Source organism: candidate division KSB1 bacterium, from assembly GCA_034521575.1.
Taxonomy (GTDB): domain Bacteria; phylum Zhuqueibacterota; class Zhuqueibacteria; order Residuimicrobiales; family Krinioviventaceae; genus JAXHMJ01.
The window spans coordinates 344,758-371,237 of sequence record JAXHMJ010000005.1 but is presented as its reverse complement, the minus strand read 5'-3'; the positions used below and the strand labels follow the sequence as shown (position 1 = coordinate 371,237).

Below are 26,480 nucleotides of genomic sequence, written 5' to 3'. Positions count from 1 at the left end.
CGCTGCTGGGTGCGACCCAGATCAAAGATCACTGCCGAGATACGCGCCGCTCAACAACAGACTCTCACCGAACGCGATATTGTTCTACAGCGCTCGTCGGGATTCAAAGAACAGTTATATTACCGCCTGCCCGGCTTTATCAGGCGCTGGATCTGGAAATATTTCCTCAAACATCCCAAAACGGCATACCGCAATATGGGGAATGTGTCCGTCACATCAGTGGGGATGATGGGGCGGATCAAGGGCTGGTTCATTCATTCCTCTGTGCATCCGCTCTCTTTCGGGATTGGATCGGTTGTCCGGAAACCGGCAGTCGTGAAAGATGGCGTGATGATCCGGGATATACTGCACATGACCCTGCTGATTGATCATGATGTAATTGACGGTGCGCCCATGGCACGATTTGTTAAACATCTGATACGTAGAATTGAAAAGGGTCAATAGAATTCCGTAACCCGATAAAAAAAATGCAATATTGGCCCTTTATTTTAATCTTTTTCTTGCTTTTTATCCTCACTTTATTTATCCTCTATATCTAAAGATCATCTTTTTTTTTACTATATCCTCTATTGAATTGCGTTTGGTTTTAAGGATTTGTGAATGATTCGTAAAAACATGTCTCGCCCGTTCGTTGTTTTACTCCTCTTGTTTTCTTTTGTTGTTGCTGGTTCACAACCCCGTAGACTTGGAAAAGTTCAAATTGATGATTACTGGCATTATCACGATGCCGGGAATCTGGGTTTAACCATTACCAATTACGGTGTGATCGGAGAAGGATATAACAATCCCGATCAGCCTTCCTGTATGTACAAACTTTATACGGACAATATCCGTGAACAGATCGAACATCTTTCCTTCGGTGGATTGTGGGTCGGCGGCCGCGGCAGCAGTGATGGCGGTGTGCATGTTTCCACTGCCATTGTCGACGGCGTGTTTGAGTCCGGGGAAGAGGGGTTTGAATTTACCAATACGGCAAGTGAAGGAGATACGATCAAAGTGCGTTCTTCATTGGTCACCTCTCGCTATTATGATCCCTCTGCGATTTCACACCAGGATTATATATGTGAATTCACTGATGTCAACACCTCTGTTCCCGGAACCGATTTTGAAATTCCCAATCACGAACCGCTCGGTCTCGAGGTTCATCTGGAATCCTATGCCTGGAATTATCCCTATACGGAAGCCTTTGTTATTTTGAATTATACGATTAAAAATGTATCCAGATTTCCAATTGAGGATGTGTACGCCGGCCTGTGGGTGGATGCCTCGATCGGCAATATGAATTATACCAGTATCTACGAACCCGGAGGGGGATGGAGCTGGTATGACAATTTAAACGGCTTTGATATTGATTATGATATGGCGTATCAGTATGACGTGGACGGCGATGAAGGATTTTCTGAATCCTATCTGGGAATCCGTTATCTGGGAACATCAAATTTTGATGCAGATATAACTGTAACTTATGATCAATGGAGATGGCTGGGGGATGCGAACACAAGATTCCCGGATTATGTGATGCCCACCAATGATGAACAGCGTTATCAGGTTATGCAGGGCCGCCATATCGGCAAATATTTTAATACAGTATCTGCGGGCGGGGTTCCTACCGATCCGGGAGATGCGGACAGCTGGATGCTGGTCATTAATGCCGGACCCCTGGACGATCTGGCTCCCGGTGATTCGGTCACGGTTGTCTATGCGATTGTGTGCGGACTCTGGGAAAACAATGATCAATCGGATACCCCCGAACGGCGTATGAAACTGCGGCTGAACTCCGATTGGGCACAGCTTGCCTATAATGGTGAAGATGTGGATGGAGACGGCAAGCTGGATCCCAATGAAGATCAAAACAATAACGGCGTTTTGGATGAAGGGGAAGATGACTACCGGGCTGATCTAGATACCAACGGCAACGGCCAATGGGATCCGGGCGAAGAGGTGTTTGGTGACGAGGATGGACATCTGGATGTTGAGGAAGATGTGTTCCGCAATCCCCTGCGCGGCATAGAGGCGAATAACCAGGCAATCGACCGTTATATTCTGCCCAGTCCGCCCCCTTCGCCAATTCTGTACGCGGCCCCGGGGGACGGAGAGGTGAATCTGTTCTGGGATACCACCAGCGAAGAATATGAAGATCCCATCACACGGCAGAAAGATTTTGAAGGATACCGCATTTACAGCGCCCCCAAAACAGAAAGTGCAGAGAACGCCACGCTTTTGGCACAGTTTGATAAGGTTGATGATCAGGGCTATGATACGGGATTTGAAAAAATCAAGGTGGATACTGTAATAGACGGCCAACATTATGACTATAAATTTACCAACCGCAATCTGCGCACCGGATGGCCCGGTGAATATTGGTATGCGGTTACGGCTTATGACAAAGGCAATCCCAAAACCGGATTACCGGGACTGGAGAGTTCAATCCTGGAGAACAGAGTTTATGTAATTCCCGGCACGCCCGCGAATACACCTGAAAAAGATCTGCCGGTTTCTGTGTTCCCGAATCCGTACCGGGCTCAGGCGGCCTGGGACGGAACCGGAGACCGGGAACGTATGCTCTGGTTTATCAACTTGCCGGCGCGTTCTGCGATTCGTATTTATACACTGGCCGGGGATCTGGTGGATGAAATCCAGCACAACGGCGAGACATATCACGGCGATGACGTGCGGTTAATGTCGGAGCGAATCGGAAGCAATGAAACAATCCTGGCCGGCGGGATGCATGCCTGGGATTTGATATCAAAATATGACCAGGCTGTGGCGACAGGATTGTATTTTTTCAGCGTTAAAGATCTCGATACCGGAGAGATAAAGACCGGAAAGTTTGCCATTATTAAATAAATGAAATTGTTCACTAAAAAAGGAGACTTGTTTTGAAAAAATTGATAAAAGTACTAACAGCCGGGATATTGATGTTATGCTTAATAGGTACTGCCTGGGCCCAGGTTACCCCAATTAAGGATATCCAATATACCGAAGATGCATCCGGAGATTCCCCACTGTCCGGAGAAACCGTAACTATTTCCGGTGTTGTGACCGCGGAAGGATATGCGTTTGGCGGCAGCTTTTATTTTGTGGCTGACTCGTCCGGCCCCTGGAACGGTATTAAAGTTTATGACCGCAACGAAGCAGCTCAAGGCGACTGGGTGACACTGACCGGTACAGTATCAGAATATTATGGATGTACTCAAATATCCGATGTCACAGAGTTTAATGTCGATACTTTGCAATCCCTCGAGATCCAGCCCGCTGTGGTGACCACTCAGGAAGTCGGGACCGGCGGATCACTTGCCGAAGCCTGTGAAGGCTGTCTGGTGCAGGTTCGGGATGTCGATATCACCAATCCGGATTTGGGATACGGCGAGTATCAAGTCGATGATGGTTCCGGCCCCTGTGTTGTGGACGATGCAGCTGATTATTATTTTGATCCGGCTGAATACACCTCTGCAAAATCCATTACCGGCGTCCTGGAATACAGCTTTGGCGATACTAAAATCCAGCCGCGGCTGGCGCTCGATGTTGTGGAAGATGGTTCTTATACCCGAATTCAGCGCATTCAGCAGGTTCGCTACAGCGATCTTTTGAAAGCGCCTCAGGACCAGGCATCGGATTCCAGTTATTTAAGTACAGACACGGTTTCGGTACACGGTATTGTTACCATGCCTGCAGGGCTCAGTTACGCAGGTGACGGCATCAAATTTATCGTGAGCGAACCAGAAGGCGGTCCCTGGTCAGCTATTCTTTCCTATGCAGAAGATTCAACTGCAGTCCCCATTCTGCTGGAAGGGGATGAAATCGAAATGACCGGCTATATTGAAGAATATCAGAGCGGTGAATCGCAGATGACCGAAATCTTTAATATCAGCACCATCAATGTGCTGTCGATCGGCAATGATCTGCCGGAACCGGATTCGATCAAAACCGGTGATTTGCGCTGGCCCACCTCGGCTGAACAGTGGGGAAATGTGATGGTTCAGGTGAACCAGGCGCAAATTACCACTCACCAGAACAGCTATAATGAACTCTTTAAAGTGGATGACGGCACCGGTGAGGTGATTGTGGATGCCGATTCCGATAGTCTGCAGTCGGCTTATTTTCCCGATGACGGTAATGGTAAACCGCGTCCGCCGATCGGAACCATTGCCGAAAAGATCCGCGGCTGGGTTTATCATCACTTTGGCAGTTACGCCGACTCTTCTACCTACAAACTTGAACCTCTGTACCTGAGTGATATGGTCTGGAGTGCAGGCCCCCCGACTGTCAGCAACACGCGGCGGGATGCCGCCTATGTGGGCACCTATACTCCGGTTAATGTGACCACCAAAGTTGAAACCAACCTGAATCTGGCATCCGTAAGCCTGAACTACAAAATCGACGACGGCGAATACAGCAGCGTGGAAATGTCCGATAACGATGACGGTACCTTTACCGGTGCAATCCCCGGTATTGCCACCAACGATGTTTTGGTCAGTTATTTTGTCAAGGCTGAAGATGAAGAGGGGCAGACCACGGTTGATCCGGTTGACACCACACAAACCCATTATGCATATGTGGTTAAAGACGGTGCATTGAGCATTAGTGATGTTCAAACCACACCGTGGCCGCAGGGTGACAGCCCGTTTCACGGCTATAATGTTGAACTCAGCGGTGTTGTTACGGTAGATACTACATTTTATAACAAGTTTGAAGCCTATGCCATGCAGGATGCCTCCGGTCCCTGGAATGGTATTTTCCTGTTTGGCGATTTTACCGCTTTGTTCCCGGGATATGAAATCAAGGTATACGGCAAGGTCTCCGATTATAACCCGGACTGGCTGTTCAAATGGGGCAATAATACAGTTGTTCTGGTCGACAGCTTTGATGTGCTGGGAGACGGTGCAACGGTTCCTGCACCTGAAGTGGTGACCACGGGCGTTTTGGGCAATGAAGAAGAATCCAATGCAGAAGCCTATGAAGGAAGTCTGGTCAGGGTCGAAAATCCGGTTATTACATCATTCAACGGTTATGATATTTCGGTTGATGACGGTACGGGTGAATGCCTGATCGATGCGGACGGCTGGGCCGGAGCAGATCAGGATGAAAATCCCTTCTTTTATTTCAACACAGATGATGAATACCTGGTGGTCGGCGGTACGGATACTCTACGTATAGGCGACCAGTTCACGTACGTACAGGGTCCCTTTATTTACAGCTTTGGCACGTACAAAATTGAAATCCGCGGTTTCCAGGATCTGGGCGGAATTGAAGTGGGAGTTGAGTCTGACGTGCAGGCCACGCCGTTGTCCTACAAGCTTGATCAGAACTTTCCCAATCCGTTCAATCCGGAAACTAAAATCTATTTTGAAATTCCCCAATCCGAACGTGTACAGGTTGCTGTTTACAATGTGCTCGGCCGTCACGTCAAGACACTGACCAATACCGAATTTTCTTCGGGACGTCATGTGTTGAATTGGGACGGTACGGATAAAACCGGCAACCGTGTGGGTTCCGGTGTCTATATTTACCGGATCAAAGCCGGTGATTTTGTCTCACATAAAAAAATGATGATGATTAAATAAAACAGTTAGCCGGGATGTCCTGTGCCGGACATCCCGGTGATTTTTTCTATGAAAAAAACAAGTTTGATTATTTTGATGGTTGCGTTCCTGATGTCCTGCAGCCTGGATGATCCCTTTGGCGATAAGCGTGTTTCTGAGCCTGTGGGAAATCATCCGCCGGATACACATTTGTTCCTCATGGTCGATCAGCAGCAGTCGACTGTGTATGATACGCTGGACAATGGAGATATTGTGTCCGACTTTTATACCACCGGACTGGATACCACCCCCAGCAAGCAGGTTCTGCATTGGTGGGGCGACGATCCCGATGGTCAGGTAATGGGTTATTTTTATCAATGGGATTTTGATCCTGAACCCACATATACTACCCAGGAATCTGATACATTTTACGTGCCGATCCGTACAGATTATGACGAGTTTTCCTTTTCAGTCTGGGCCGTGGATGATCAGGGGCTTGAAGACCCGGAACCGGTTACACTACGCTTTCCGGTATTCAATTCGCCGCCTACGATCATGTTTGCTCTCAACAGCAATCCCCAGGTGCGCGGCAATGCAAATGTCACCAGTTATACGTTTCCCACACGCACATTTATCTGGGATGCCCAGGATCCGGACGGCCGTGAAACGATCACGCATATCGAGTATGCCCTCGATGACACCAGCGAATGGCAGCGGCTGGACGGCAGCGTCAACCAGATAACGCTGCGGGATATTTCTCCTGGAGAACATCGTTTTTTCGTACGTGCTGTGGATATATCCGGCGCCACCAGCGATGCAGTGAGTTTTCCGGACCCGACTGATCCCAATGTACCCAATCGCTGGCAGGTCAAGGAACCCAAAGGCGATATTCTGCTGGTCAACGATTATGCACAGGATCAAACCAAACGTGAAATTGAAACCTGGTACACCGATATTCTGGATCAACTGGTTTCGCCGGAAGGATATTCGATCTGGGAAATCGGCAGTGTCGGCTCCCCGTCTATCAATGCGCAGAATACCCTGCCGTATTCCTCGATTGATATACAGGCCAATCTGGGCTATTTTGACAAGGTGATCTGGTTTTCGCATCTCGGACGTCCCAATCTCACTGATGCCGGTCTGAGTATTACCCGTTTTGTGAAAAACGGCGGTCATATATTTATCAGCAACGGCAATGAAGAGCGTCCGGACACCACCTGGACGTTTACAGATATTGATTCGGTTTATCGACTCAACCCGGGCGGCCGCCTGTTTTCCGGTGTCCGCGTAAATGCAAGTTTTGAAACAGCCAGTGATTCACTCTATGATCTGGAACTGGGCCAATTGCTGGGCAATCGGGTGTCAGCCCTGATCCCCGGTTCGCAGTCTGATGTTATTTATCGAATGCAACATGATTCGACAACCACCATGCAAGTGCCCTACAGTGGCGCTCCTGCTGTGGGACTGCGCTATAGAGTGGGAGAGGGAGCCTGTATTTATTTTTCCCTGCCTTTTCATTTTTGCTATGGAAGAGATAACGTCGTTGACGTGATGAGATATATACTTTTTGAAGAATTTGGACCCTGATCAATGAATTTTAAATTTTTAGTTGCATTGTTTCTGGCCGGTACGTTATGGTCGCAAACCACCACCATTACCGGACATATTACAGACAAGGAAACTGGAGAATCACTGCCGGGCGTCAATGTTCTAGTCCCCGGCACCTACAAGGGCGCAGCCACCGGCGCCGACGGCCGATATAAAATTACGGGATTGACTCCCGGCGATTATGATATCAAGGCCTCCATGATGGGGTATACCGTACAGCTCAAAACCGGAGTGCGGGTCAGGCTGTCGGAAAAAATAGAGGTAAATTTTGCGCTCCAGCCCACGGTTCTGGCTCTGGGACAGGATGTACAGGTTGTCGGTGAAAAGCCTCTGCTGGAAACGGATGTGACCGCTTCTCAGCAGCGACTTTCGTCTCAGGAAATCGAACAAAAGGTCGTGGAAAACGTTGAGGATCTGGTTAAAGACCAGCTGGGTGTGGTGATGCAGGACAATAAAATACACATCCGCGGTGGCCGGGCTGATGAGAGTATGTATATTATTGATGGTCAGTCTATCAAGGACCCGCTTTCCGGCTATTCCAACACCCTGTATGTCAATGCTGCCTCGATCAAGGAACTCAAAGTGATCACCGGCGGCTATAATGCAGAATACGGACAGGCCATGTCCGGCATTATTGATATTGAGACCAAAGAGGGTACCGATACCTATACCGGCGGGTTGTCTTATAAATCCGATAATGTCGTCTCCGGTTTGTGGGAGAGCTATAACACAGATGGACTGCAGTTCAATCTCGGCGGACCGGAACCCATCACCGGAGCTCTGGAGAACATCGGTTTGGACCTGCCCGGTGATCTGTCCTTCTTTGTCAGCGGCTATGGCCGCATCAGAGATTCTTACTTGCCTCAGGCTGATAAACTGTATCCGTCTAACCCGGATTTTAAGCAGTTTGCACCACGGGAAGAAAATGACTGGCATTTGCTCGGCAAGTTGAGCTGGTATATCAAACCCGGTATGAAATTTGTGATGTCCTATGATCGTTCTCTGAACATCAATCAGGGGTATTTTATGCCGCATATCAGCGGTAACCGCGGTTATCCTTATGAATTTCAGCAGAACCTCGATCATTATAATACCTTTACCAAGGAAGCCAATCTGGCTACTCTGCAGTGGACGCATACATTGTCTTCGAAGACATATTACAAGGTCATGTTTTCCCGTTTTTATACCAGCCTGCATTCTGCGGTTCGGAATAAACACTGGAGCGACTATGATCAGCACCTCGATCTCCAGCCGATTACCTATACACCGGACAGCCGCGGTAATATCCAGACCCGATACGGAGACGGATTCTGGGATACCGGCGATGCGGAAAACTGGTATGATTATTTTAGTGATAATTATCAGCTGAAAGCCAATATCACGACCCAGCCCAACGACCGGCATCAAATCAAATTTGGACTGCACTCGCGCTATACGGATATGCAGGTCATTGACATCAACGCGCCCTGGTATGGCGAAACCGGACTGGGACGCAACCATGATTTTTTCCGTGTTTATCCAAATGACGGTGCGTTTTATATTCAGGACCGCATTACCTATTCGGGCATGATTGTCAATATTGGACTGCGCTATGATTACTGGTTCCCCGGTGAATATGTGGATAATGCGGTCCGGGACCCGGAAACTGTGATCATCACAGAGCAAGCCCGGAAAAAGTACAACAATGAGACGTTTGAACTCTTTGGCATGCGCGGCAAGAGTCATTTGAGTCCCAGACTGGGTATATCACACCCGGTTACCGATAACGATGTGCTGTACCTGTATTATGGACATTTTTCCCAAAAGCCCAAGGGACAATATGTTTATGCAAAACTGAAATCAACGTCTGAAGCAACCTACCAGTTGTTCGGCAATCCCAATCTGGACCCTACAACCACGGTTGCTTATGAACTCGGGCTCAAACACAGGTTTAATGCCAATCAGACCATAGAGATCAAAGCCTATTACAAGGATATGTTTGATTATCCGACGTCGACCCGTATCAGTAAATTCAGTCCCAGATACGGCAATATCAGTTTTCTCATGTACGTGAACATGGATTACGCTCGTTCACGCGGTGTGGAACTGCGGTTTAGACGCCGCTATTCGAAATACCTGAGCGGTAATATTGATTTCACCTATGCTGTGGCCACGGGCAAAAGTTCAACGCCAAACACCAATCTGCTGGTTGCCGCCGGCAAGGTTTCGGAGAAACCGCTGCGGGAAAGCCGTTTGAGCTGGGACCGCCCGTATCGTTTCTCAACAGACCTTTACTTTGATATGCCCAAAGGTTCAAATGTGCGATTGTTCGGAATTCCTGTTCCGGCAAATTGGGGCATATCCCTGCGCTGGGAAGTTGAATCCGGGAAACGCTATACGCAATTAGTGGATGTGGAAAACCATATTTACGAAAAAGACAGATACGGCAGTATTTCGGATCCCTGGATGCGCACAGATATTAAATTTTACAAAAATTTTGATTTTGCCGGTACGGCATTGTCTTTCTTTATCGAAGCACAAAACGTATTCAATGCAAAAATCCCGCGAATCATCAATCCGGCTACCGGAAGGCCTTATGAACCCGGCGATATCATCCCCAAAACATGGTATGATGACCCGTTCGATCTGCCGCCCGATAATCCGGCCCGCTACAACTGGCCGCGTCGTGTGTTAACCGGAATTGGTATACGTTTTTAACGGAATTGGTATTATGCAAAGAAAATTATCTGTATTACTTTTATTTATCATCGTCTGTCCTGTTTTCGGGCAGAGTTTACTCCCCGAACTCGGCGAACAGCGCGCCGGCACGTCTGCTATGACCTATTTGAAAATCGGTGTGGGCGCCCGGGCCGTATCCATGGGAGGTGCGTTTGTCGCCATGTCCAATGATGCGTCTTCTCTTTACTGGAATCCTGCCGGATTGGTACAGGTGAACAGCAACGAGATTATGGTTTCGCATACAGACTGGCTTTTGGATGTGGATTCAGAATATTTGGGTTATGTGCATCAGGTGAACTCGAATATTGCACTGGGTGCGTTTGTCGGTTATCTGCACCTCGCTGATATGCCCGTCACCACAGAGTATCATCCTTACGGCAATGGCGAATATTTCAGCTATTATGATATGATGACCGGACTTGGCGTATCCATTCGCATGACTGACCGCTTTTCTTTCGGGATTAGTGGAAAATATGTGCGAGAACAACTGGACGATCTGGTTATGGACGGTATATTATTCGACTTTGGCACCTATTACTGGACAGGCTATAAAACATTGCGACTGGCCGCCTGTATGCGGAATTTCGGTAACGATTTGCGTCCGGCAGGTTCTTATGAACGCCGTGAAAAAATCGGAACCAGCGAGTCGAGTTATGAAGCCTTTTCACCGCCGACCATTTTCAGTCTGGGTGTGGCGATGGATGTCTATTCAGTGGGTGAGCATACATTTACCGGCTCGTTCCAGATGGACCATCCGATGGATGACGCTGAAAATTATGTGATCGGCGTCGAATATCAGGCGTTTGAGCATTTTAATCTTCGATCCGGCTATTTGAGCAATTCCGATTCCAATAACTGGACGTTCGGGGCCGGATTTCGTGTTACGGTTTTCGGCAAAACCGCCAAAATCGATTATTCCTACGCGGATTATACATATTTGAGTTCCACACAGCAATTCACCTTTAGATTTGAATTATAAGCAAGGATTCGAGATTTGTTTCGTAAAGTCAAATATTTATTGATGGCCTGTGCCGTATTTGTGGCCTGTGAATATGATAAAATGCCCCTGCCCGCGCCTGCCGGCGATTCTGCTTCATTTGGCGCCAATGATACCAGCTATGTCGAGCTCTTTCCGGTATGGGATGCTTCAGCGCTGGGCTATTCTTTCAATCATCCCGTCGATATCAGCATGGGGCCGGACGGATTGATTTTTGTCGCTGATGAGGGAAATGACAATATCGTTGTGATGACCAAAGCCGGAGCACTGCTGCAGCGTGACGGCCTGGACGGGCTGGATGAAGTGCCGCACCCCCAGGGCGTGTGCGTGGACAGCAAACTGAATGTTCTGATCACAAACGGAACCAACCAAATATGGTGCTGGAACCAGTATTTGAATTATGCTCAACTGGATTCAATCGCCCGTGATGTGGTTGTTTATGACAGTCAACAGGACAGTGCATATGAGATGACTCTGGACGCCTATATCGATCTGGCTGTGCACAGCGATGCTCAGCTGCCTCAAATTCGGAGATATGTCTTTAAAAAAGACGATCAGGCGATTGAAAATGCCCGCCGGATGTATCCCTTTTTTGCCGATGAACAGAGTCAGGCGCAGATCAATGATGTGGCGGCCGGAAGCTTTGGATCAGGGTTGGTCTATGCAACCGAATCAACTAAAGATAAAATTCTGCAAATCGGATTGATCCCCAAAGCGGCATTCCGCAACCAATTCGGTAATATTGTCATGCAGTATGCAGGAGTCTTGGTGAATAAAGTGGTGACAGCCGGATCCGGTGCGGGTACGGCTTTTGATCCGCAGGGATGCATAGTGGATGATCTGGGCAATCTGTATTTTACACAACTGGGCGGTAACTTTCGCGTTCAGAAACTGCTCGCCGGAACTTTTGCATCTGAATTTGTGCTCTATCAGGATGAAATTATGGATTTGGGCCGATTTAAATCGCCATACGATCTGGCCCTGGACGATGATAATAATATCTTTGTGGTCGATGCAGAGCAGAAACAGGTTTTCAAATTTGAAAAGTCCGGCGCCTTGGCGGATCTGGGCGAAAAAGGTCTGGCCACTGCCCGTTTTACCGATGCGCGTGGTATTATGGCTGCTGAAAATATTATTTATGTGCTGGAAAGCGGCAAAGACCGAATACGGCGCTTTCAATATTCCGTATCTGAAGAAGATCTGCCGGATGTGGATGAGAATCCCTGAGAGACTTTTACGATATACAACATGGACGATGTGGGGCTGGAAATTAAACCCCGAAATGATTAGGGGAACCTTGCCGCCAGGATTCTAAAGACCTGACGAGATGCGAATCCAATATTAAAAATCCAAATATTTCGTACGATTAAATGATCAGCATATTCGATTGTTTGTACATAAAAAAAAGCCGGGTGATCGACCCGGCTTTTAAACCGTTTATTGTGGAGTTGGCTAAAATCCGCTCACACATCCGAGGATAAATCGATGTTTTTCGTTATGCAAATCATAACGGTATTCCCCGATGAGCCGGAGATTGCGTGCAAACAGCCAGGTTGCGCTCAGTGAGGCGGTTTCATAGCCCAGCGTGTGTATGGCTGCATCGTTGAGGACCATTGGATCCAAATTATCCAGATTCGAGTCTACTTTGTTATACAAAGCGGTGAAATACCAGCGCGACCGGTCCAGACGCGGCGCATAGATGAGCTCGGCGACAATACCGCTTGTTTCGATATCGCTGATATTGTACAGATTATAAGTGGGTGCGCTGTCCTTGCGCAGCAGATATTGTCCGGTAAAATCCAGCGGTCCGACGCTCAGGGTCATATCGGGTCCCATAAAAGTGACTTTGTTTTCAACCCATTGTCCGATGGATGAGCCGCGTTCAGCCCCCTGGTAGTAGAAAAATCCCAGCGATCCGATCTCGCCGATACCCTGATTGATCCGGAGTCCGATGTTTTTATTGGAATCAATGTCAAATTTGTGATCCTCTCCGGCCTCCACCTTGCCGTTTCCGTTGACGATCATACCGATCAGGTCCGTGCCGGTCTGTTCAACGCTGTATGCCAACATGACACCGCGGTCATAAGTGAGATCGGTGCGGGAAAGCCCGACTTTGTTGGTATAGATCATATAATCTTCATAGGTCAGACGCAATTCGCGTTTCATCAACGGGTCCGAGGTCTGGAACTGTCCCACCATCACATCCAGATTGGTTTTGAGTACATTGTCAAAGTGGATATAGGCGTCTTCAATTCCGGCCACCTCGCCGCGCTCCGACATGTAGAAATAGAAATAATAGCCGATGCTTTTGTACAGGGTGCCGCCGGACATCAGTTTGACGCCGAACGGGGTCTGCAGATCGGTTTCCACGTCATGTTCCTGGTCATAGACACCGTAGGCATCAACGCGCGCCGCGAGGGGAAAATCACGGTTCAGCCACAGCAGACTGTCGCCGGCCGTCACATAATCGCGTTCACTTTCTTCTTCTTGCAGGATAAATCCGGCTCCGGCAAAGTCATCCCCGTAGGGTTTTAAGCGCGGAAACGGATTATGACAGGTGTTGCAGGATAAACGGTATTTGCGTGCAAAGGCCGGTACGGCCTGGACATCAATGCTGGCCGATAATAATATCAGGACAACTACAATCCACAGAGTAATAGATGTAAAATGTCGCATGGTTACTCCCTTTGTTTATCTAATCATAAATTTCTACCCACGTGGTCGTGGTATTGATGGTCATCATTTCACTCTCATCAGCGGGAACATTCAGAAAATCCGCCACCGGTTTGACCAGTTTCTGATAATTCAGCCTGGCGTTGAATGTTATCTTGCCCAGCGGGATATCCCGCGGCAGCAGCCAGGTGTAGGTTTCGATCTTGGTCTCGCGTGGACCGATACGGTAATCGACACCGAGCGAATCGGTGTTCCACTGCATGATGGTCATGCGTCCCTGTGGATCAAAATACGGCATACGGAAAATGCGGTCGCCGATGGGAACCCCGTCCCGCTGTACGCCTTTGAAATCCGGTTTACCGAGCGGCACGCCCATATCCTGATAGGCGAGTACATCCGCGGCAATCGTGTATTCTTCACCCTCAAACCCTTTTTCATCAACCGGCAGGTGGTAAGTCTTGCCTTTTGAATCCGTGGCGGTCACATGCAGCCACATGATGCGGTCTTCTACAGAACCCGTGGGGATTTTATGTCCGGCTTTGCCGTTAAACAGCTGTACCTTGAGCACCACTGCTTCATCGTACATCAGTTCCCGTCGTTCCGGGTGCATTCTCAATTCGATAGAACCGTATACTTTGCCGGGTGAATGCGCCCCGTGAAACAAATGCTGAGCCACCATGCTTTCCTGGGCCATCTTGGCGCTGCGGCCTCTGGCTTTGGGCATGTGGCATTGCTGGCACGGTACGTTGTCCTGACCATACGGGCCTTCTTTCCACTCAAGCTGTGTGGATTTTACCCATACGCCGAACGGACTTTTTTCATTGTGGCAATTGCCGCAGTATTCTGTGGTGCCGTACAGGGACATTTCCTGGGTCTCGTGGTGCGGTGATTCCTGTCCGGGTTTGCTGCCGTATTTGACACGTCCGGGATCGGACTGGTAACTGAAATTAAAGGGCACATCGCCTTTAAATCCGACAATGGTGTGGCACACATCGCAGTTCACACTTTCGTTGGCACGCGAGCCTTCCGAAGGCCGCGGGGGTGTGACATCTCCGGCCAGATAGGCCATGGGAGTATGACAGCCGTTGCAGCCGTCAACAGCCTCTTTTAACTCGGGTACTTTTTCAGCGTGCGCCACCGCCAGATCGAAATATTCGATTTCGTCCCAGTGGTGTGTGTAGGCCTGAGACATCATGGCCTGCCGCCACTGCATGTAAATATCCGTGTGACAGCTGTAACAGGTTTCAGGTTTTTCAAAATCACTGTAGGATCGGGTGCCCAGGGCGTCTTTACCAGCCGGTATGTCCTGTGCGAAAACGGACATACACAGGAGCAGCATAAATAATGGTGTTTTTAACATCTTGACCCCGCATATTGGTAAATAATTGATACAACATATAATAACAGTTTATAAGCACAAAGTCAAGATAATAAATGTCAGGACTGTTCCAGTATCCAGTCAACCGTCTGGATCAGGCTGGAAGCCGTAAAGGAAGAGGGCGCCGAGTCGGATGAAGAAAGGCTGAATGCCTGCACCAGTCTGACGGTCCGGCAGCCGGCGCGTTGTCCGGCCTGGATGTCCGAGTCCGCATCTCCCACCATAAATGACCGGGTGAGATCAATGTCATAATCGGCCGCCGCCTGTTCGATCAGGGCGGGGGAGGGTTTTCGGCAGCCGTTTTGCTGTACGGTAGGATCGTCATAGCACATGTAAATGTCTTTGAAAAAATGTTCTCCCAGCTGCCGGATCATTTCCCGGTTGACCGCATGCACCTGATCTTTGCTGATGTATCCGCGGCCTACCCCGGATTGATTGGAAACAATAAACAACAGGAATCCGGCGTCCCGGCAGCGCTGCAGCGCCCGGCGTGCGCCCGGCAGCAGGTTGACCCGGGCCGGATCACCGTTATACGGGACGTTTTCAATAATTGTATCGTCCCTGTCGAAAAATACAGCTTTATTCATGCGAGTTAAAGCTCTCGATTAATTCTTCCGGGGTCACCGTGGCGGTTCCGACTTTGCCGACCACCACGCCTGCGGCATGATTGGCGAGTTCGGCCGCCTGGGTGCGCGCAATGCCGGCAGCGCATGCGGCTGTGAAAAATGCAATGACCGTATCCCCGGCCCCGGAGACGTCATAGACATCCTTGGCCTTGGTGGCTGAATGATAAACCGGGTCTGTGGCATTGGCATATATCAGGCCTTCTTCTCCCAGCGTGATCAGGGTTTCATCCACCTGCCATTTTTTGCGCAGTGTTTTGCCGACCTGTTCCCATTCGATGAACGGCTGATCGACAGGCACACCGGCGCAGTGCAAAGCCTCGTTGCGGTTGGGTTTGATCAGCGTGGCGCCTTTCCATTTCAATGGATTGTTGGGATTTGGATCCACGGTAACGATTTTACTGTGCTTTTTGGCGTGATGCAGCACCCGTTCCACCAGGTTCTGGACAATGAATCCCTTGCCGTAATCTTCAATGATGACCGCATCGATCGAGGCGATCAGCTGCTCAAGTGATTTGTCAAAGGTTCTGATAACGTCAGGATTCAGTTGGTGCTTTTGTTCCCGGTCCACGCGAACCACCTGCTGATGCCGGGCAATGATGCGTGTTTTTACGATGGTTTGAAAATTCTCGATTTGATGCAGACCGTTAATGGAGATTCCACTGCCGCTCAAGACGCTCTGCAGGGTCCCCCCGTTGGCGTCATTGCCGATCAGGCCGCTGATCGTGGCGGAAATCCCGAATTCCGACAGGTTGCGCGCTACGTTGGCAGCACCGCCGGGGTATGCGGCTTCACGGTGCACATGCACCACCGGGACCGGCGCTTCCGGTGAGATGCGATTGACATGACCGTATATAAACTGGTCCAGCATGACATCGCCCAGAACAAGAATATGCTGTTTTTGCATTCTTTTGATCAGCGAATGGATAACCTGCATGAAAAAGTATCCTGTTTAATGAATGAGGAGTCAGGTTGTGTAACTGCAAGAATTTAGGAATTTTATGCAGAAATCCAAGTGTTTTTATGTGATATTTTCTTAAATCGCATGAGCGCGCCCGGCGTTTTTATTTACCGGATTTGTGTAATGGGGTCACTGCGCCTGATGCCGCCCCTTCAGGGCTTGGGTTTGGTGTTTTTGATTGATCCCCGGGCGCTGCCCGGGGCTTTTGTATGCCGCCCTTTCAGGGCTGGTGATGTGCGGTGAGGTTATGGGATGGGGTTTTGTGAACACTAGGCGCTTGTTGTTCATCTATCGGGGGTGATGTATGTGGGGTTTGGTCGTTCAGTGCGCCTGATGCCGCCCCTTCCGGGCTTGGGTTTGGCGTTTTTGATTGATCCCCCGGGCGCTGCCCGGGGCTTTTGTATACCGCCCTTTCAGGGCTGGTGTTGTGCGGTGAGGTCATGGGGTGGGGGTTTGTGAACACCTCAGGCGCTTGTTGTTCATCTATCGGGGGTGATGTATGTGGGGTTTGTCGTTCACTGCGCCTGATGCCGCCCCTTCCGGGCTTGGGTTTGGTGTTTTTGATTGATCCCCCGGGCGCTACCCGGGGCTTTTGTATACCGCCCTTTCAGGGCTGGTGATGTGCGGTGAGGTCATGGGATGGGGTTTTGTGAACACTAGGCGCTTGTTGTTCATCTATCGGGGGTGATGTATGGGGTTTGTCGTTCACTGCGCCTGATGTCGCCCCTTCAGGGCTTGGGTTTGGCGTTTTTGATTGATCCCCCGGGCGCTGCCCGGGGCTTTTGTATGCCGCCCCTTCAGGGCTGGTGATGTGCGGTGAGGTCATGGGATGGGGGTTTGTGAACACTAGGCGCTTGTTGTTCATCTATCGGGGGGGTGATGTATGTGGGGTTTGTCGTTCACTGCGCCTGATGTCGCCCCTTCAGGGCTTGGGTTTTGCGTTTTTGATTGATCCCCCGGGCGCTACCCGGGGCTTTTGTATGCCGCCCTTTCAGGGCTGGTATTGTGCGGGAACGAGCAAAGGATGGGGACATGCGAAAAACGCCTGGGCAGTCGGATTGATCCCCCTTCATTTTTACAACCCTGGCGGCTTAATCCCAGCCCCAACGGGGCGATGTAGGCCAGCCCGGGGCAACGCCCCGGGAATCGGGGATATGTTTTTTTTAGCCCTGAAGGGGCGCCATCAGGTGGCGAAAGGGGTATGGCATGCGCAGGTTTAGGATTCGAAGGCGTTGGTGTTTTTATACGCCTTTTCAGGACTGAAAGGATGATATGCGGTTGCCAGTGGGATGAGGCATGGGGTGGGGTTAAATACTGGGCTGCTAGATTAGATAAATCTCGATGTATCACCCCCGCGGCACCATTCGAACCCCCAACGGGGCGATGTAGGCCAGCCCGGGGCAACGCCCCGGGAATCGGGGATATGTTTTTTTAGCCCTGAAGGGGCGACATCAACCAGCCTTTGGAATCTTGTAACCCTGATTAACCAGTGATAGGAATTTAAAGGTGTTTTTGAAATGAAAGATGATATTCGCGTATCTGCGATTATTATTTGGGGAATTGTTGATAATTTGTTATATTGATAATTCAATAAAAAGGGGTTCTCAAATAACAGGAGGGAGAAATATGCCACAAAGTCTATCCAAAGTATACATTCATCTTGTATTTAGTACAAAAAATCAAAAAACCCTGATTGATCCTGATATTGAACTTGAGCTTTATCCCTATATGGCCAAAGTATTTCGAGAATGTGATTCTCCACTTTTAGCAATCAATGGCCATTGGAATCACATCCATAATTTGTTTTATTTGTCGCGAAAACATTCGATGAGTGAGGTGGTTGGTATGGTTAAAAGATCCTCATCAAAATGGATTAAAAGCAAGGGGCGTGGTTATCTGGGGTTTTATTGGCAAAACGGTTATGGTGCTTTTTCCATTGGTCGATCTCATATTGATTTGGTTAAAAACTATATTTCAAATCAGAAAATTCATCACCGTAAAGCCAGTTACCAGGCTGAATACATCAATCTTTTGAAAAAATACAATATTGATTATGATGAGAGATATGTGTGGGATTAGCAGCTTAATTTTGCACTGTAATTTCTGTGAGAAAAAGTCTTTGCTCATCGGGTTGATTTTGTGTTCACTGCGCCTGATGCCGCCCCTTCAGGGCTGGTGATGTGCGGTGAGGTTATGGGATGGGGTTTTGTGAACACTAGGCGCTTGTTGTTCATCTATCGGGGGGTGATGTATGTGGGGTTTGTCGTTCACTGCGCCTGATGCCGCCCCTTCAGGGCTTGGGTTTGGTGTTTGTGATTGATCCCCCGGGCGCTGCCCGGGGCTTTTGTATACCGCCCTTTCAGGGCTGGTGATGTGCGGTGAGGTCATGGGATGGGGTTTTGTGAACACTAGGCGCTTGTTGTTCATCTATCGGGGGTGATGTAAGGGTTTTGTCGTTCACTGCGCCTGATGCCGCCCCTTCAGGGCTTGGGTTTGGCGTTTTTGATTGATCCCCCGGGCGCTGCCCGGGGCTTTTGTATGCCGCCCTTTCAGGGCTGGTGATGTGCGGTGAGGTCATGGGATGGGGTTTTGTGAACATTAGGCGCTTGTTGTTCATCTATCGGGGGTGATGTAAGGGTTTTGTCGTTCACTGCGCCTGATGCCGCCCCTTCAGGGCTTGGGTTTGGTGTTTTTGATTGATCCCCGGGCGCTACCCGGGGCTTTTGTATACCGCCCTTTCAGGGCTGGTGATGTGCGGTGAGGTCATGGGGTGGGGTTTTGTGAACACTAGGCGCTTGTTGTTCATCTATCGGGGGGTGATGTACGGGTTTTGTCGTTCACTGCGCCTGATGTCGCCCCTTCAGGGCTTGGGTTTGGTGTTTTTGATTGATCCCCGGGCGCTGCCCGGGGCTTTTGTATACCGCCCTTTCAGGGCTGGTATTGTGCGGGAACGAGCAAAGGATGGGGACATGCGAAAAACGCCTGGGCAGTCGGATTGATCTCCTTCATTTTTACAACCCTGGCGGCTTAATCCCAGCCCCAACGGGGCGATGTAGGCCAGCCCGGGGCAACGCCCCGGGAATCGGGGATATGTTTTTTTAGCCCTGAAGGGGCGACATCAGGTGGCGAGGGGGAATATAAACTGCTGCGCCGTGCTTTTGATATTCAGGCTTTCTGACTTTGACTTTATCCTTGAAATAAATTCTGAAAATTCCTATATTCTATTCTGAAATAGAGGCGCCTGGTTCAAAAGTACCGTACGGGAAAGGGAACCGGGCCGAAGCGGTGCGAGGGGTACTGCTGGGCCGACAGTGAACAACTGCCGGACTGTCGCGGAAACGATCCGTGGAGCGCTATTTCGTCAATCGACCATTGGTTTGCCTCCATCGTTCGAGATGATTTACGGCGATTTTGCAGGCTGATTACATTCGGGTACGAATGATACATTTTCTGGAACAGCTGGTCAACATGGCATCACCCTCCGGTCAGGAAAGACAGGTCGGTGAATTTTTAGCGGATCGGTTACAGGAATTCGGTTTCACCGTTACCCGTCAGCCTGTCGATAGCGACCGTTTCAACATCCTCGCAACAACAAAGCATGATCCTTCAATTTTATTCTGTACCCATATGGATACGGTGTCTCCGGTCATCCCGTTCAAACGCGACGGCGCCACCCTGTGGGGACGCGGCTGCTGTGACGCCAAAGGCCAGATCACGGTCATGCTGACTGCTGCCAGACGCCTGAAACAGGCGGGAATCAACAATATCGGTTTGTTGTTTGTAGTGGATGAGGAAAATATATCCGCCGGCGCCAAAGCGGCTGCGACGCTTCCTGTTTCACCCGATTATATTATTGTCGGTGAGCCCACGGACAATAAATTGGCCACCGGACAAAAAGGCGTGCTGGTCTGCCGGATCACTGCTGCAGGCACTGGCGGACATTCGTCCATGCCGGATCAGGGGCGCTCGGCGATTCATGATCTTGTGCGTTTTCTGCACCCCTGGCTGACACGGCAATGGGGCCGGGACCCAGTGCTGGGACAGACATTCGTGAATATCGGCAAGATCAACGGCGGTACCGGCGCCAATATTCTGGCACCGCAGGCGACCGCTATGGCGATTTTTCGGGTGACCACGTCCATACAGGATATTAAAAACCAGCTGATTGACCACGTCCCCGATTCCATAGAAATCGAGATTCTCAGCGCATCCGAGCCGCAGACCCTGATCGCACTGCCCGGATTCGATACCACGGTGGTGGGATTTGGAACCGATGCCGGATATCTCAGACCTCTGGGAAAAATTCTGCTGTTCGGCCCGGGCTCGATCACCACGGCGCACCGGCAAGATGAACATATTACCGTCGAGGATCTGGAAACAGGCGTCACTCTGTTAGAGAAAATAGTCAAGCAACTATTAAAAAGGATACAAACATGATCGTTATGAAGTTTGGCGGCACCTCCGTCGGCAGCGCCGACGCCATCAAGCGGGTCGCGGATATCATTAAATCGCGTCTGGATCAAAAACCCGTCGTGGTGGTGTCTGCTGTTGGCGGTTTAACGGATAAACTGGTCGAGCTTACACGCGCCGCCTGTTCCGGAAATCATACAGAGATCGATCGACTCAAGAATCTGTTTCTCGATACACATCAAAAATTGATCCAGGACCTGAGTCTGTCCGAACCCGTACTGCTTTCTGCATTTGAAAGCGGCGCCAATATGCTGGAAAGCGCTGTTCAGATGCTGGAACAGGCCGGTGAATACTCGGATGAATTGTACGATTCACTGGTCAGCATCGGAGAGTTTCTTTCGTCCAACATTCTTGCGGCCGTCCTGCAGCGCAACGGCATCGACAGTCAGATGCACGACTCCCGCCAACTGATGATCACGGATTCGGAATTCGGCTCGGCGCGTCCGCTGATGCAGGAATCCCGGGTACGCGTGCAGAAGAATTTGAAACCCGCAGCCGAAAAACATGTGCCGGTGCTGCAGGGCTTTGTAGGCAGCGATACGGCCGGTCGCACCACCACACTCGGACGCGGCGGCTCGGATTACTCGGCGACTCTGTTTGCCAGTATGCTCGGCGCGCACACAGTCGAGATTTGGTCGGATGTGGACGGCGTGCTGTCCGCGGATCCGTCCCTGGTGCCCTCGGCGCAGCGCATCCGGCATATGACCTTTCAGGAAGCGGCCGAGCTGGCCTATTTCGGCGCCAAGGTGATCCATCCGTCAACCCTGCTGCCGGCGGTCGAGGACAATATCCGCGTGATTATTCTCAATTCCATGAATCCCGAATTTAAAGGCACCATCATTTCCAACACAGGCGAAGACCGGGGCGAAGAAGACGGCCGCGTCAAGTCCATTGCCTACAAAGAAAATCTGACTGTGATTACGGTGATCTCGTCGCGCATGCTCATGTCGCACGGTTTTATGGCGTCGCTGTTCGGTGTGTTTCAGAAATACCGCACCGCCGTGGATTTGGTGGCCACGTCCGAGGTGTCTGTGTCCATCACCATCGATGATACCCGGCACCTCAAAGACATTGTTCGCGAACTCGAGGCCTTTGCCGCGGTCGAAATCGAAACCGAAAAAGCCGTTGTCTGCTGTGTCGGCGAATCATTAAAAGGCACACCTGGCCTGGCAGCGCAGATCCTGGGACATTTGGAACACACCAAGATTTATGCGATATCCCTCGGCGGATCTGATATTAATCTGAGTTTTGTCATTGAAGATGCGGAGCTGCCCCGGGTCATCAATCGACTGCATGAACAGTTTTTTTCAAAATAAAAGGAGCCTTATGAAAATAGCCATATTAGGGTACGGTCGCATGGGCCACGAAGTGGAACGCCAGGCTGTACAGCGCGGTCACGAGATCGCTGCTGTGTTTGATATAGATAAACCGTTTACCCGGGAATCCGATCTCAAGGGGGCGGAAACTGTCATCAGCTTTACGCTCGCAGATGCGGTGATGGAAAACTGCAAAACCGCCGCAGCACTCGGCGTACCGATTGTGGAAGGCACCACCGGCTGGTACGATCAGCTCGAGGAAATCAAACAGATTAAAAATCTCACTCTGTTGTACAGTCCGAATTTCTCCATCGGCGTATATGTGTTTTTTCGGCTGACCGAGTGCCTGTCCGGATTAATGTCCGGTCTGCCGGATTATGATGCTTATCTGCACGAGTGGCATCACATCGGCAAAGCCGACAGTCCCAGCGGCACCGCTATACGGCTGGCTGAAATTCTGCTCGACCAGCTGCCGCAGAAAAAGAACATCAAGACCGAAACCAGTCACGGTGCGATTGATCCCGAAACGCTGCATGTCACATCGACGCGCGTTGGCAACGTACCCGGCACGCATCAGATCGGGTTTGATTCCGCTCCTGACAGCATCGAGATCAAACACACCGCACGCAGCCGCGAAGGACTCGCCCTGGGTGCGGTCAAAGCCGCCGAATGGCTTGTGGATAAATCCGGTGTTTACAGTATGGATGATTTTATGAAAATGAATCAGGAATAATAAAGGAAAAGACCATGTCTATTGATTTATCAAAATTCAGAGGAACAACCGTTGCATTGATCACACCGTTTAAAAAGGACAACAGCCTGGACGAGGCTGCGCTGCGCAAGCTGGTGGACTGGCATATTGATAAAGGTACCCGTGTGATACTCGGCTGCGGTACCACCGGTGAGAGCGCGACCTTGAGTCACGATGAACACCACCGGGTGATTGAAATACTGTGCGATCAGTCAAACGGTCGTGTGCCGGTAATGGCGAATGCCGGCAGCAATTCAACGACGGAAGCCATTTCACTGACCGAACACGCCACGAAAAGCGGTGCCGACGCTATTTTGTCCGTGGGCCCGTATTACAACAAACCCACGCCGGAAGGCTTTTATCAGCATTTCAAGGCAGTGGCGGAATCCACCGATCTGCCGGTGTTTTTGTACAATGTGCCGGGACGCACCGGCAAGCACATCGACGCGCGAACCCAGCTGCGTCTGGCGGAGATTCCCAATATTGCCGGAACCAAAGAGGCCAGCGCCAATTTCACCGAAGTGATGACTATCCTGCGCGAACGCCCGGATGATTTTCTTGTTCTGTCCGGCGAGGATTCCATCGCTCTGCCGCTGCTGAGTCTGGGTGCGGACGGCGCGGTAGCCGTGGTTGCCAACGAAGCGCCCGGTATGCTCAGTGATATGGTACAAGCTGCATTCGACAATGACTGGAAAAAAGCGCGCGAGCTGCATTACAACCTGCTGCCGCTGATGCGCCTGAACTTTATTGAAAGTAATCCGATTCCGGTCAAGGCCGCCTGCGCTATGATGGGATTGTGCGAATCCTACGTCCGGCTTCCCCTGGTGCAGCTGAGCGACGACCACGCCAAACCGCTGGCCGCCGCGCTCAAAGAATTGAATTTGATCTAAACCAAAGGAGACCGCGTGAAGTTTTACAAGTATCACGGACTCGGGAATGATTATATCGTCATGAATCCAGCCGAAATCGGCCGTGAATTGACGCCGGACGAAATTCGGCTGATCTGTCACCGCAATTACGGTATTGGATCGGACGGCATCCTGTGGGGACCGTCCCCGTCGCAGGAGAGCCGCGCCCGGCTGCAGATCTTTAATCCGGACGGCAGCGAGGCGGAAAAAAGCGGAAACGGTCTGCGAATTTTTTCCAAATACCTGTTCGATCACGGTTTTGTGGATACCCGGCCGTTTACGATCGAGACCGCCGGGGGACAGGTGCAGTCGCGCGTGCATGCGGACGGGCGCATGATCGATGTGGAAATGGGCGCTGTGTCTTTTGACAGCGAGGTGATCCCGGTGTCGGGAAAAACGCGTGAGGTAATCAATGAAGAGATCATGGTCAAAGACCACCTGTTCACCTTTTGCGCCGCCACCATCGGCAATCCGCATTGCGTGATTCCATGTGAAGAGATCTCGGAAGAACTGGCCTATACCTACGGCCCGCATATCGAAGTCGATGAACGCTTTCCCAACCGCACCAATGTGCAGTTTCTCAAAGTCCTGGACCGCAACAATATTCAGATCGAGATTTGGGAACGCGGCGCCGGGTATACCCTGGCTTCCGGCAGTTCCAGCAGCGCGTCCGCGGCCGTGGCGCATAAACTGGGACTCTGCGACGCCGACATTACCGTGCACATGCCCGGCGGCACGCTGAAAATCACCATTCATCCCGATTACAGCATTGACATGACCGGTCCGGTGCTGCATATCGGCGACGGCGAGATTGACAGCGAAGCGTTTGAACAGACCGTGTAGGACGCATCAATATTCTGCGCCAAGTCAGTTTGACGAATGTGCGCTGTAAAGCCAACACAGTCTGCAGAGACCGCAGAAAGAATCTGCGCTGGGCAGAATAGAGTCATGTTTGTTCTGATCACAGGTTTAAAAATATTCATTTTAACTACGCCGCAGTGGTTGGAATTCATCCTCAACAGCCTCTGCGCCTCGTGAGGCACAGAGCCCGTTAATATTTTAAAACAAAACGAGAATTAATAGACAAGGATATATTATGGCCAAAATCAACAGCAATTATAATAAACTGTCAGCAGGATATTTGTTTCCAGAAATCGGACGACGCGTGCGCGAGTTTCAGGCGCAGCATCCGGATGCCAACGTGATGAAGCTGGGTATCGGCAACACCACCGAACCGCTGACCCCGGCGGTCCTGGACGGACTGCACACCGGTGTTGACCGGCTGGCCAACGTGACCACCTATCGCGGCTATTCGGATGATTCCACCGGTGAACCGGAAATGAAGGAAGCGCTGATCAATCTGTACGAATCCTATGGTGTGGTGCTGGATGCCGCTGAAATCTTTGTCAGTGACGGGGCCAAACCGGATACCGGCAACATTCAGTCGATTTTCGGAACCGATAACGTGGTCGCTGTACAGGACCCGGCCTATCCGGTTTACGTAGATACCAATGTGATTGCCGGACGCACCGGTAAATTTGACAAAGCATCCGGCCAGTACACCGGCATTCACTATATGCCGTGCACCGAGGAAAACGGTTTTTTCCCCGAGGTGCCGCAGGATAAAGTGGATCTGATCTATATCTGCAGTCCCAACAATCCCACCGGCGCCGTGGCATCGCGCGAGCAGTTGAAAAAGTTCATTGATTATGCGCGCGAACAAAAGTCCGTGATTATTTTCGATGCCGCCTATGCCGCATTTATTCAGGATGACAGTCTGCCGCGCAGCATTTACGAAATTGCCGGCGCCCGCGAATGCGCCATTGAGATCAACAGTTTTTCCAAAATGGCCGGATTCACCGGTGTGCGTCTGGGCTGGGCCATTGTCCCCAAGGAGCTGGAGGTGGAAGATTCCGAGCCCGAGCAGGTGAACCGTCTGTGGGCGCGCCGCCAGAACACATTTTTTAACGGCGCCTCCAATATTGTGCAGGCCGGCGGGACGGCCGTGCTGTCGGACACCGGCACTAAGGAATGCATGGAACTGGTGAATTACTATATGCAGAACGCCCGCATCATCAAACAGGGATTGGAAAACATCGGCCTGACCTGTTACGGCGGCGACAATGCGCCGTACATCTGGCTGAAAACCCCGCCGGGCACCACATCCTGGGAGTTTTTCGATCAGCTGCTTAACAACGCACACGTGGTCGGCACCCCGGGCTCCGGATTCGGTCCCAGCGGCGAAGGCTTTTTCCGGCTCTCCGCATTCGGTCACCGTGAGGACGTCGAGCAGGCTGTGGACAGCATTGTCAAGAACCTGAAATGAACACAGTTGAAGGGTTGAAGTGTTTAAACGGTCACGTCCGTTGATTGTGTTCTTTTACCCAAATCAGTATATGCTCGAGTAGAACCTGTTTGCTGTTATAGATATGCCGTCCGGGACGGGATGGGTATTGTGCATAAAAGATTCAGATCGCTCCGGATATTTATCCGGGGCGTTGGATAATCAGAGACATGCGTCCCGGTGAACACTATGATTTCATGCTATAAACTTT

Annotated in this window: 18 protein-coding genes and 1 riboswitch; of the genes, 14 read left to right on the top strand and 4 right to left on the bottom strand. The window is 50.5% G+C overall.

The features are described 5' to 3' along the window. The first annotated feature begins 9 nt into the window (after positions 1-9). The 7 genes from U5R06_14370 (at position 10) to U5R06_14340 (ending at position 12,072) form a co-directional block, all read left to right on the top strand. Positions 10-444 carry a 2-oxo acid dehydrogenase subunit E2 gene (locus U5R06_14370; GenBank protein ID MDZ7723952.1) on the top strand — a complete coding sequence of 145 codons (435 nt, stop codon included), beginning with the start codon at positions 10-12 and terminating at the stop codon, positions 442-444. Between the two features lie 156 nt (positions 445-600). Then, a complete protein-coding gene (locus tag U5R06_14365) occupies positions 601-2,847 on the top strand; it encodes a hypothetical protein (protein MDZ7723951.1) in 2,247 nt (748 codons plus the stop codon). Between the two features lie 32 nt (positions 2,848-2,879). Next, positions 2,880-5,564 (top strand): T9SS type A sorting domain-containing protein, encoded by a 2,685-nt coding sequence (locus tag U5R06_14360; GenBank protein ID MDZ7723950.1) that lies wholly within the window; start codon positions 2,880-2,882, stop codon positions 5,562-5,564. A gap of 48 nt (positions 5,565-5,612) precedes the next feature. Continuing rightward, positions 5,613-7,109 (top strand): hypothetical protein, encoded by a 1,497-nt coding sequence (locus tag U5R06_14355; protein MDZ7723949.1) that lies wholly within the window; start codon positions 5,613-5,615, stop codon positions 7,107-7,109. Between the two features lie 3 nt (positions 7,110-7,112). Beyond that, entirely contained in the window at positions 7,113-9,827 is a 2,715-nt protein-coding gene (locus tag U5R06_14350; protein ID MDZ7723948.1) for a TonB-dependent receptor, read from the top strand. Between the two features lie 13 nt (positions 9,828-9,840). After that, complete coding sequence (locus U5R06_14345; GenBank protein ID MDZ7723947.1) at positions 9,841-10,827, top strand: PorV/PorQ family protein; 987 nt, start codon at positions 9,841-9,843, stop codon at positions 10,825-10,827. A gap of 15 nt (positions 10,828-10,842) precedes the next feature. Next, positions 10,843-12,072 carry a hypothetical protein gene (locus tag U5R06_14340; GenBank protein ID MDZ7723946.1) on the top strand — a complete coding sequence of 410 codons (1,230 nt, stop codon included), beginning with the start codon at positions 10,843-10,845 and terminating at the stop codon, positions 12,070-12,072. A gap of 225 nt (positions 12,073-12,297) precedes the next feature. On the opposite strand, the gene U5R06_14335 is transcribed toward U5R06_14340, so the two are convergent. The 4 genes from U5R06_14335 to rfaE1 form a co-directional block, all read right to left on the bottom strand. Further along, positions 12,298-13,521 (bottom strand): hypothetical protein, encoded by a 1,224-nt coding sequence (locus U5R06_14335; GenBank protein ID MDZ7723945.1) that lies wholly within the window; start codon positions 13,519-13,521, stop codon positions 12,298-12,300. Between the two features lie 19 nt (positions 13,522-13,540). Continuing rightward, positions 13,541-14,842 (bottom strand): multiheme c-type cytochrome, encoded by a 1,302-nt coding sequence (locus tag U5R06_14330; protein MDZ7723944.1) that lies wholly within the window; start codon positions 14,840-14,842, stop codon positions 13,541-13,543. A 113-nt stretch (positions 14,843-14,955) separates the two neighbouring features. Further along, positions 14,956-15,483, bottom strand: coding sequence for an HAD family hydrolase (locus tag U5R06_14325; GenBank protein ID MDZ7723943.1), 528 nt, complete (start codon positions 15,481-15,483; stop codon positions 14,956-14,958). After that, complete coding sequence (rfaE1, locus tag U5R06_14320) at positions 15,476-16,456, bottom strand: D-glycero-beta-D-manno-heptose-7-phosphate kinase (GenBank protein ID MDZ7723942.1); 981 nt, start codon at positions 16,454-16,456, stop codon at positions 15,476-15,478. The genes U5R06_14325 and rfaE1 overlap by 8 nt, the downstream gene beginning before the upstream one ends. 1,650 nt (positions 16,457-18,106) lie before the next feature. Here rfaE1 and tnpA point away from each other — a divergent pair. From tnpA to U5R06_14285, 7 genes are all read left to right on the top strand, one after another. Then, complete coding sequence (gene tnpA / locus U5R06_14315; GenBank protein ID MDZ7723941.1) at positions 18,107-18,559, top strand: IS200/IS605 family transposase; 453 nt, start codon at positions 18,107-18,109, stop codon at positions 18,557-18,559. Positions 18,560-19,704: 1,145 nt separating this feature from the next. After that, a riboswitch (Lysine riboswitch) is annotated at positions 19,705-19,844 on the top strand. A gap of 47 nt (positions 19,845-19,891) precedes the next feature. Continuing rightward, positions 19,892-20,917 (top strand): M20/M25/M40 family metallo-hydrolase, encoded by a 1,026-nt coding sequence (locus U5R06_14310; protein ID MDZ7723940.1) that lies wholly within the window; start codon positions 19,892-19,894, stop codon positions 20,915-20,917. Further along, positions 20,914-22,266, top strand: a complete 1,353-nt coding sequence (gene lysC / locus U5R06_14305) for a lysine-sensitive aspartokinase 3 (protein MDZ7723939.1) — start codon at positions 20,914-20,916, stop codon at positions 22,264-22,266. Before U5R06_14310 ends, lysC begins: the two co-directional genes overlap by 4 nt. 10 nt (positions 22,267-22,276) lie before the next feature. Then, positions 22,277-22,999 (top strand): 4-hydroxy-tetrahydrodipicolinate reductase, encoded by a 723-nt coding sequence (gene dapB / locus U5R06_14300; protein ID MDZ7723938.1) that lies wholly within the window; start codon positions 22,277-22,279, stop codon positions 22,997-22,999. A 14-nt stretch (positions 23,000-23,013) separates the two neighbouring features. Next, positions 23,014-23,907, top strand: a complete 894-nt coding sequence (gene dapA / locus U5R06_14295; GenBank protein ID MDZ7723937.1) for a 4-hydroxy-tetrahydrodipicolinate synthase — start codon at positions 23,014-23,016, stop codon at positions 23,905-23,907. Positions 23,908-23,922: 15 nt separating this feature from the next. After that, positions 23,923-24,768 carry a diaminopimelate epimerase gene (dapF, locus tag U5R06_14290; protein MDZ7723936.1) on the top strand — a complete coding sequence of 282 codons (846 nt, stop codon included), beginning with the start codon at positions 23,923-23,925 and terminating at the stop codon, positions 24,766-24,768. 253 nt (positions 24,769-25,021) lie between these two features. Beyond that, positions 25,022-26,251: an LL-diaminopimelate aminotransferase gene (locus tag U5R06_14285; protein ID MDZ7723935.1), complete on the top strand. Its 1,230-nt coding sequence runs from the start codon at positions 25,022-25,024 to the stop codon at positions 26,249-26,251. Positions 26,252-26,480: the final 229 nt, after the last annotated feature.

Bases quoted from the DNA above. Each gene is read 5' to 3' on its own strand.
- U5R06_14350 (MDZ7723948.1), top strand. From the start codon at position 7,113: ATGAATTTTAAATTTTTAGTTGCATTGTTTCTGGCCGGTACGTTATGG.
- lysC (MDZ7723939.1), top strand. From the start codon at position 20,914: ATGATCGTTATGAAGTTTGGCGGCACCTCCGTCGGCAGCGCCGACGCC.
- U5R06_14285 (MDZ7723935.1), top strand. From the start codon at position 25,022: ATGGCCAAAATCAACAGCAATTATAATAAACTGTCAGCAGGATATTTG.
- U5R06_14345 (MDZ7723947.1), top strand. From the start codon at position 9,841: ATGCAAAGAAAATTATCTGTATTACTTTTATTTATCATCGTCTGTCCT.
- U5R06_14330 (MDZ7723944.1), bottom strand. From the start codon at position 14,842: ATGTCCGTTTTCGCACAGGACATACCGGCTGGTAAAGACGCCCTGGGC.
- dapB (MDZ7723938.1), top strand. From the start codon at position 22,277: ATGAAAATAGCCATATTAGGGTACGGTCGCATGGGCCACGAAGTGGAA.
- dapA (MDZ7723937.1), top strand. From the start codon at position 23,014: ATGTCTATTGATTTATCAAAATTCAGAGGAACAACCGTTGCATTGATC.
- U5R06_14365 (MDZ7723951.1), top strand. From the start codon at position 601: ATGATTCGTAAAAACATGTCTCGCCCGTTCGTTGTTTTACTCCTCTTG.
- tnpA (MDZ7723941.1), top strand. From the start codon at position 18,107: ATGCCACAAAGTCTATCCAAAGTATACATTCATCTTGTATTTAGTACA.
- rfaE1 (MDZ7723942.1), bottom strand. From the start codon at position 16,456: ATGCAGGTTATCCATTCGCTGATCAAAAGAATGCAAAAACAGCATATT.
- U5R06_14335 (MDZ7723945.1), bottom strand. From the start codon at position 13,521: ATGCGACATTTTACATCTATTACTCTGTGGATTGTAGTTGTCCTGATA.
- U5R06_14355 (MDZ7723949.1), top strand. From the start codon at position 5,613: ATGAAAAAAACAAGTTTGATTATTTTGATGGTTGCGTTCCTGATGTCC.
- U5R06_14325 (MDZ7723943.1), bottom strand. From the start codon at position 15,483: ATGAATAAAGCTGTATTTTTCGACAGGGACGATACAATTATTGAAAAC.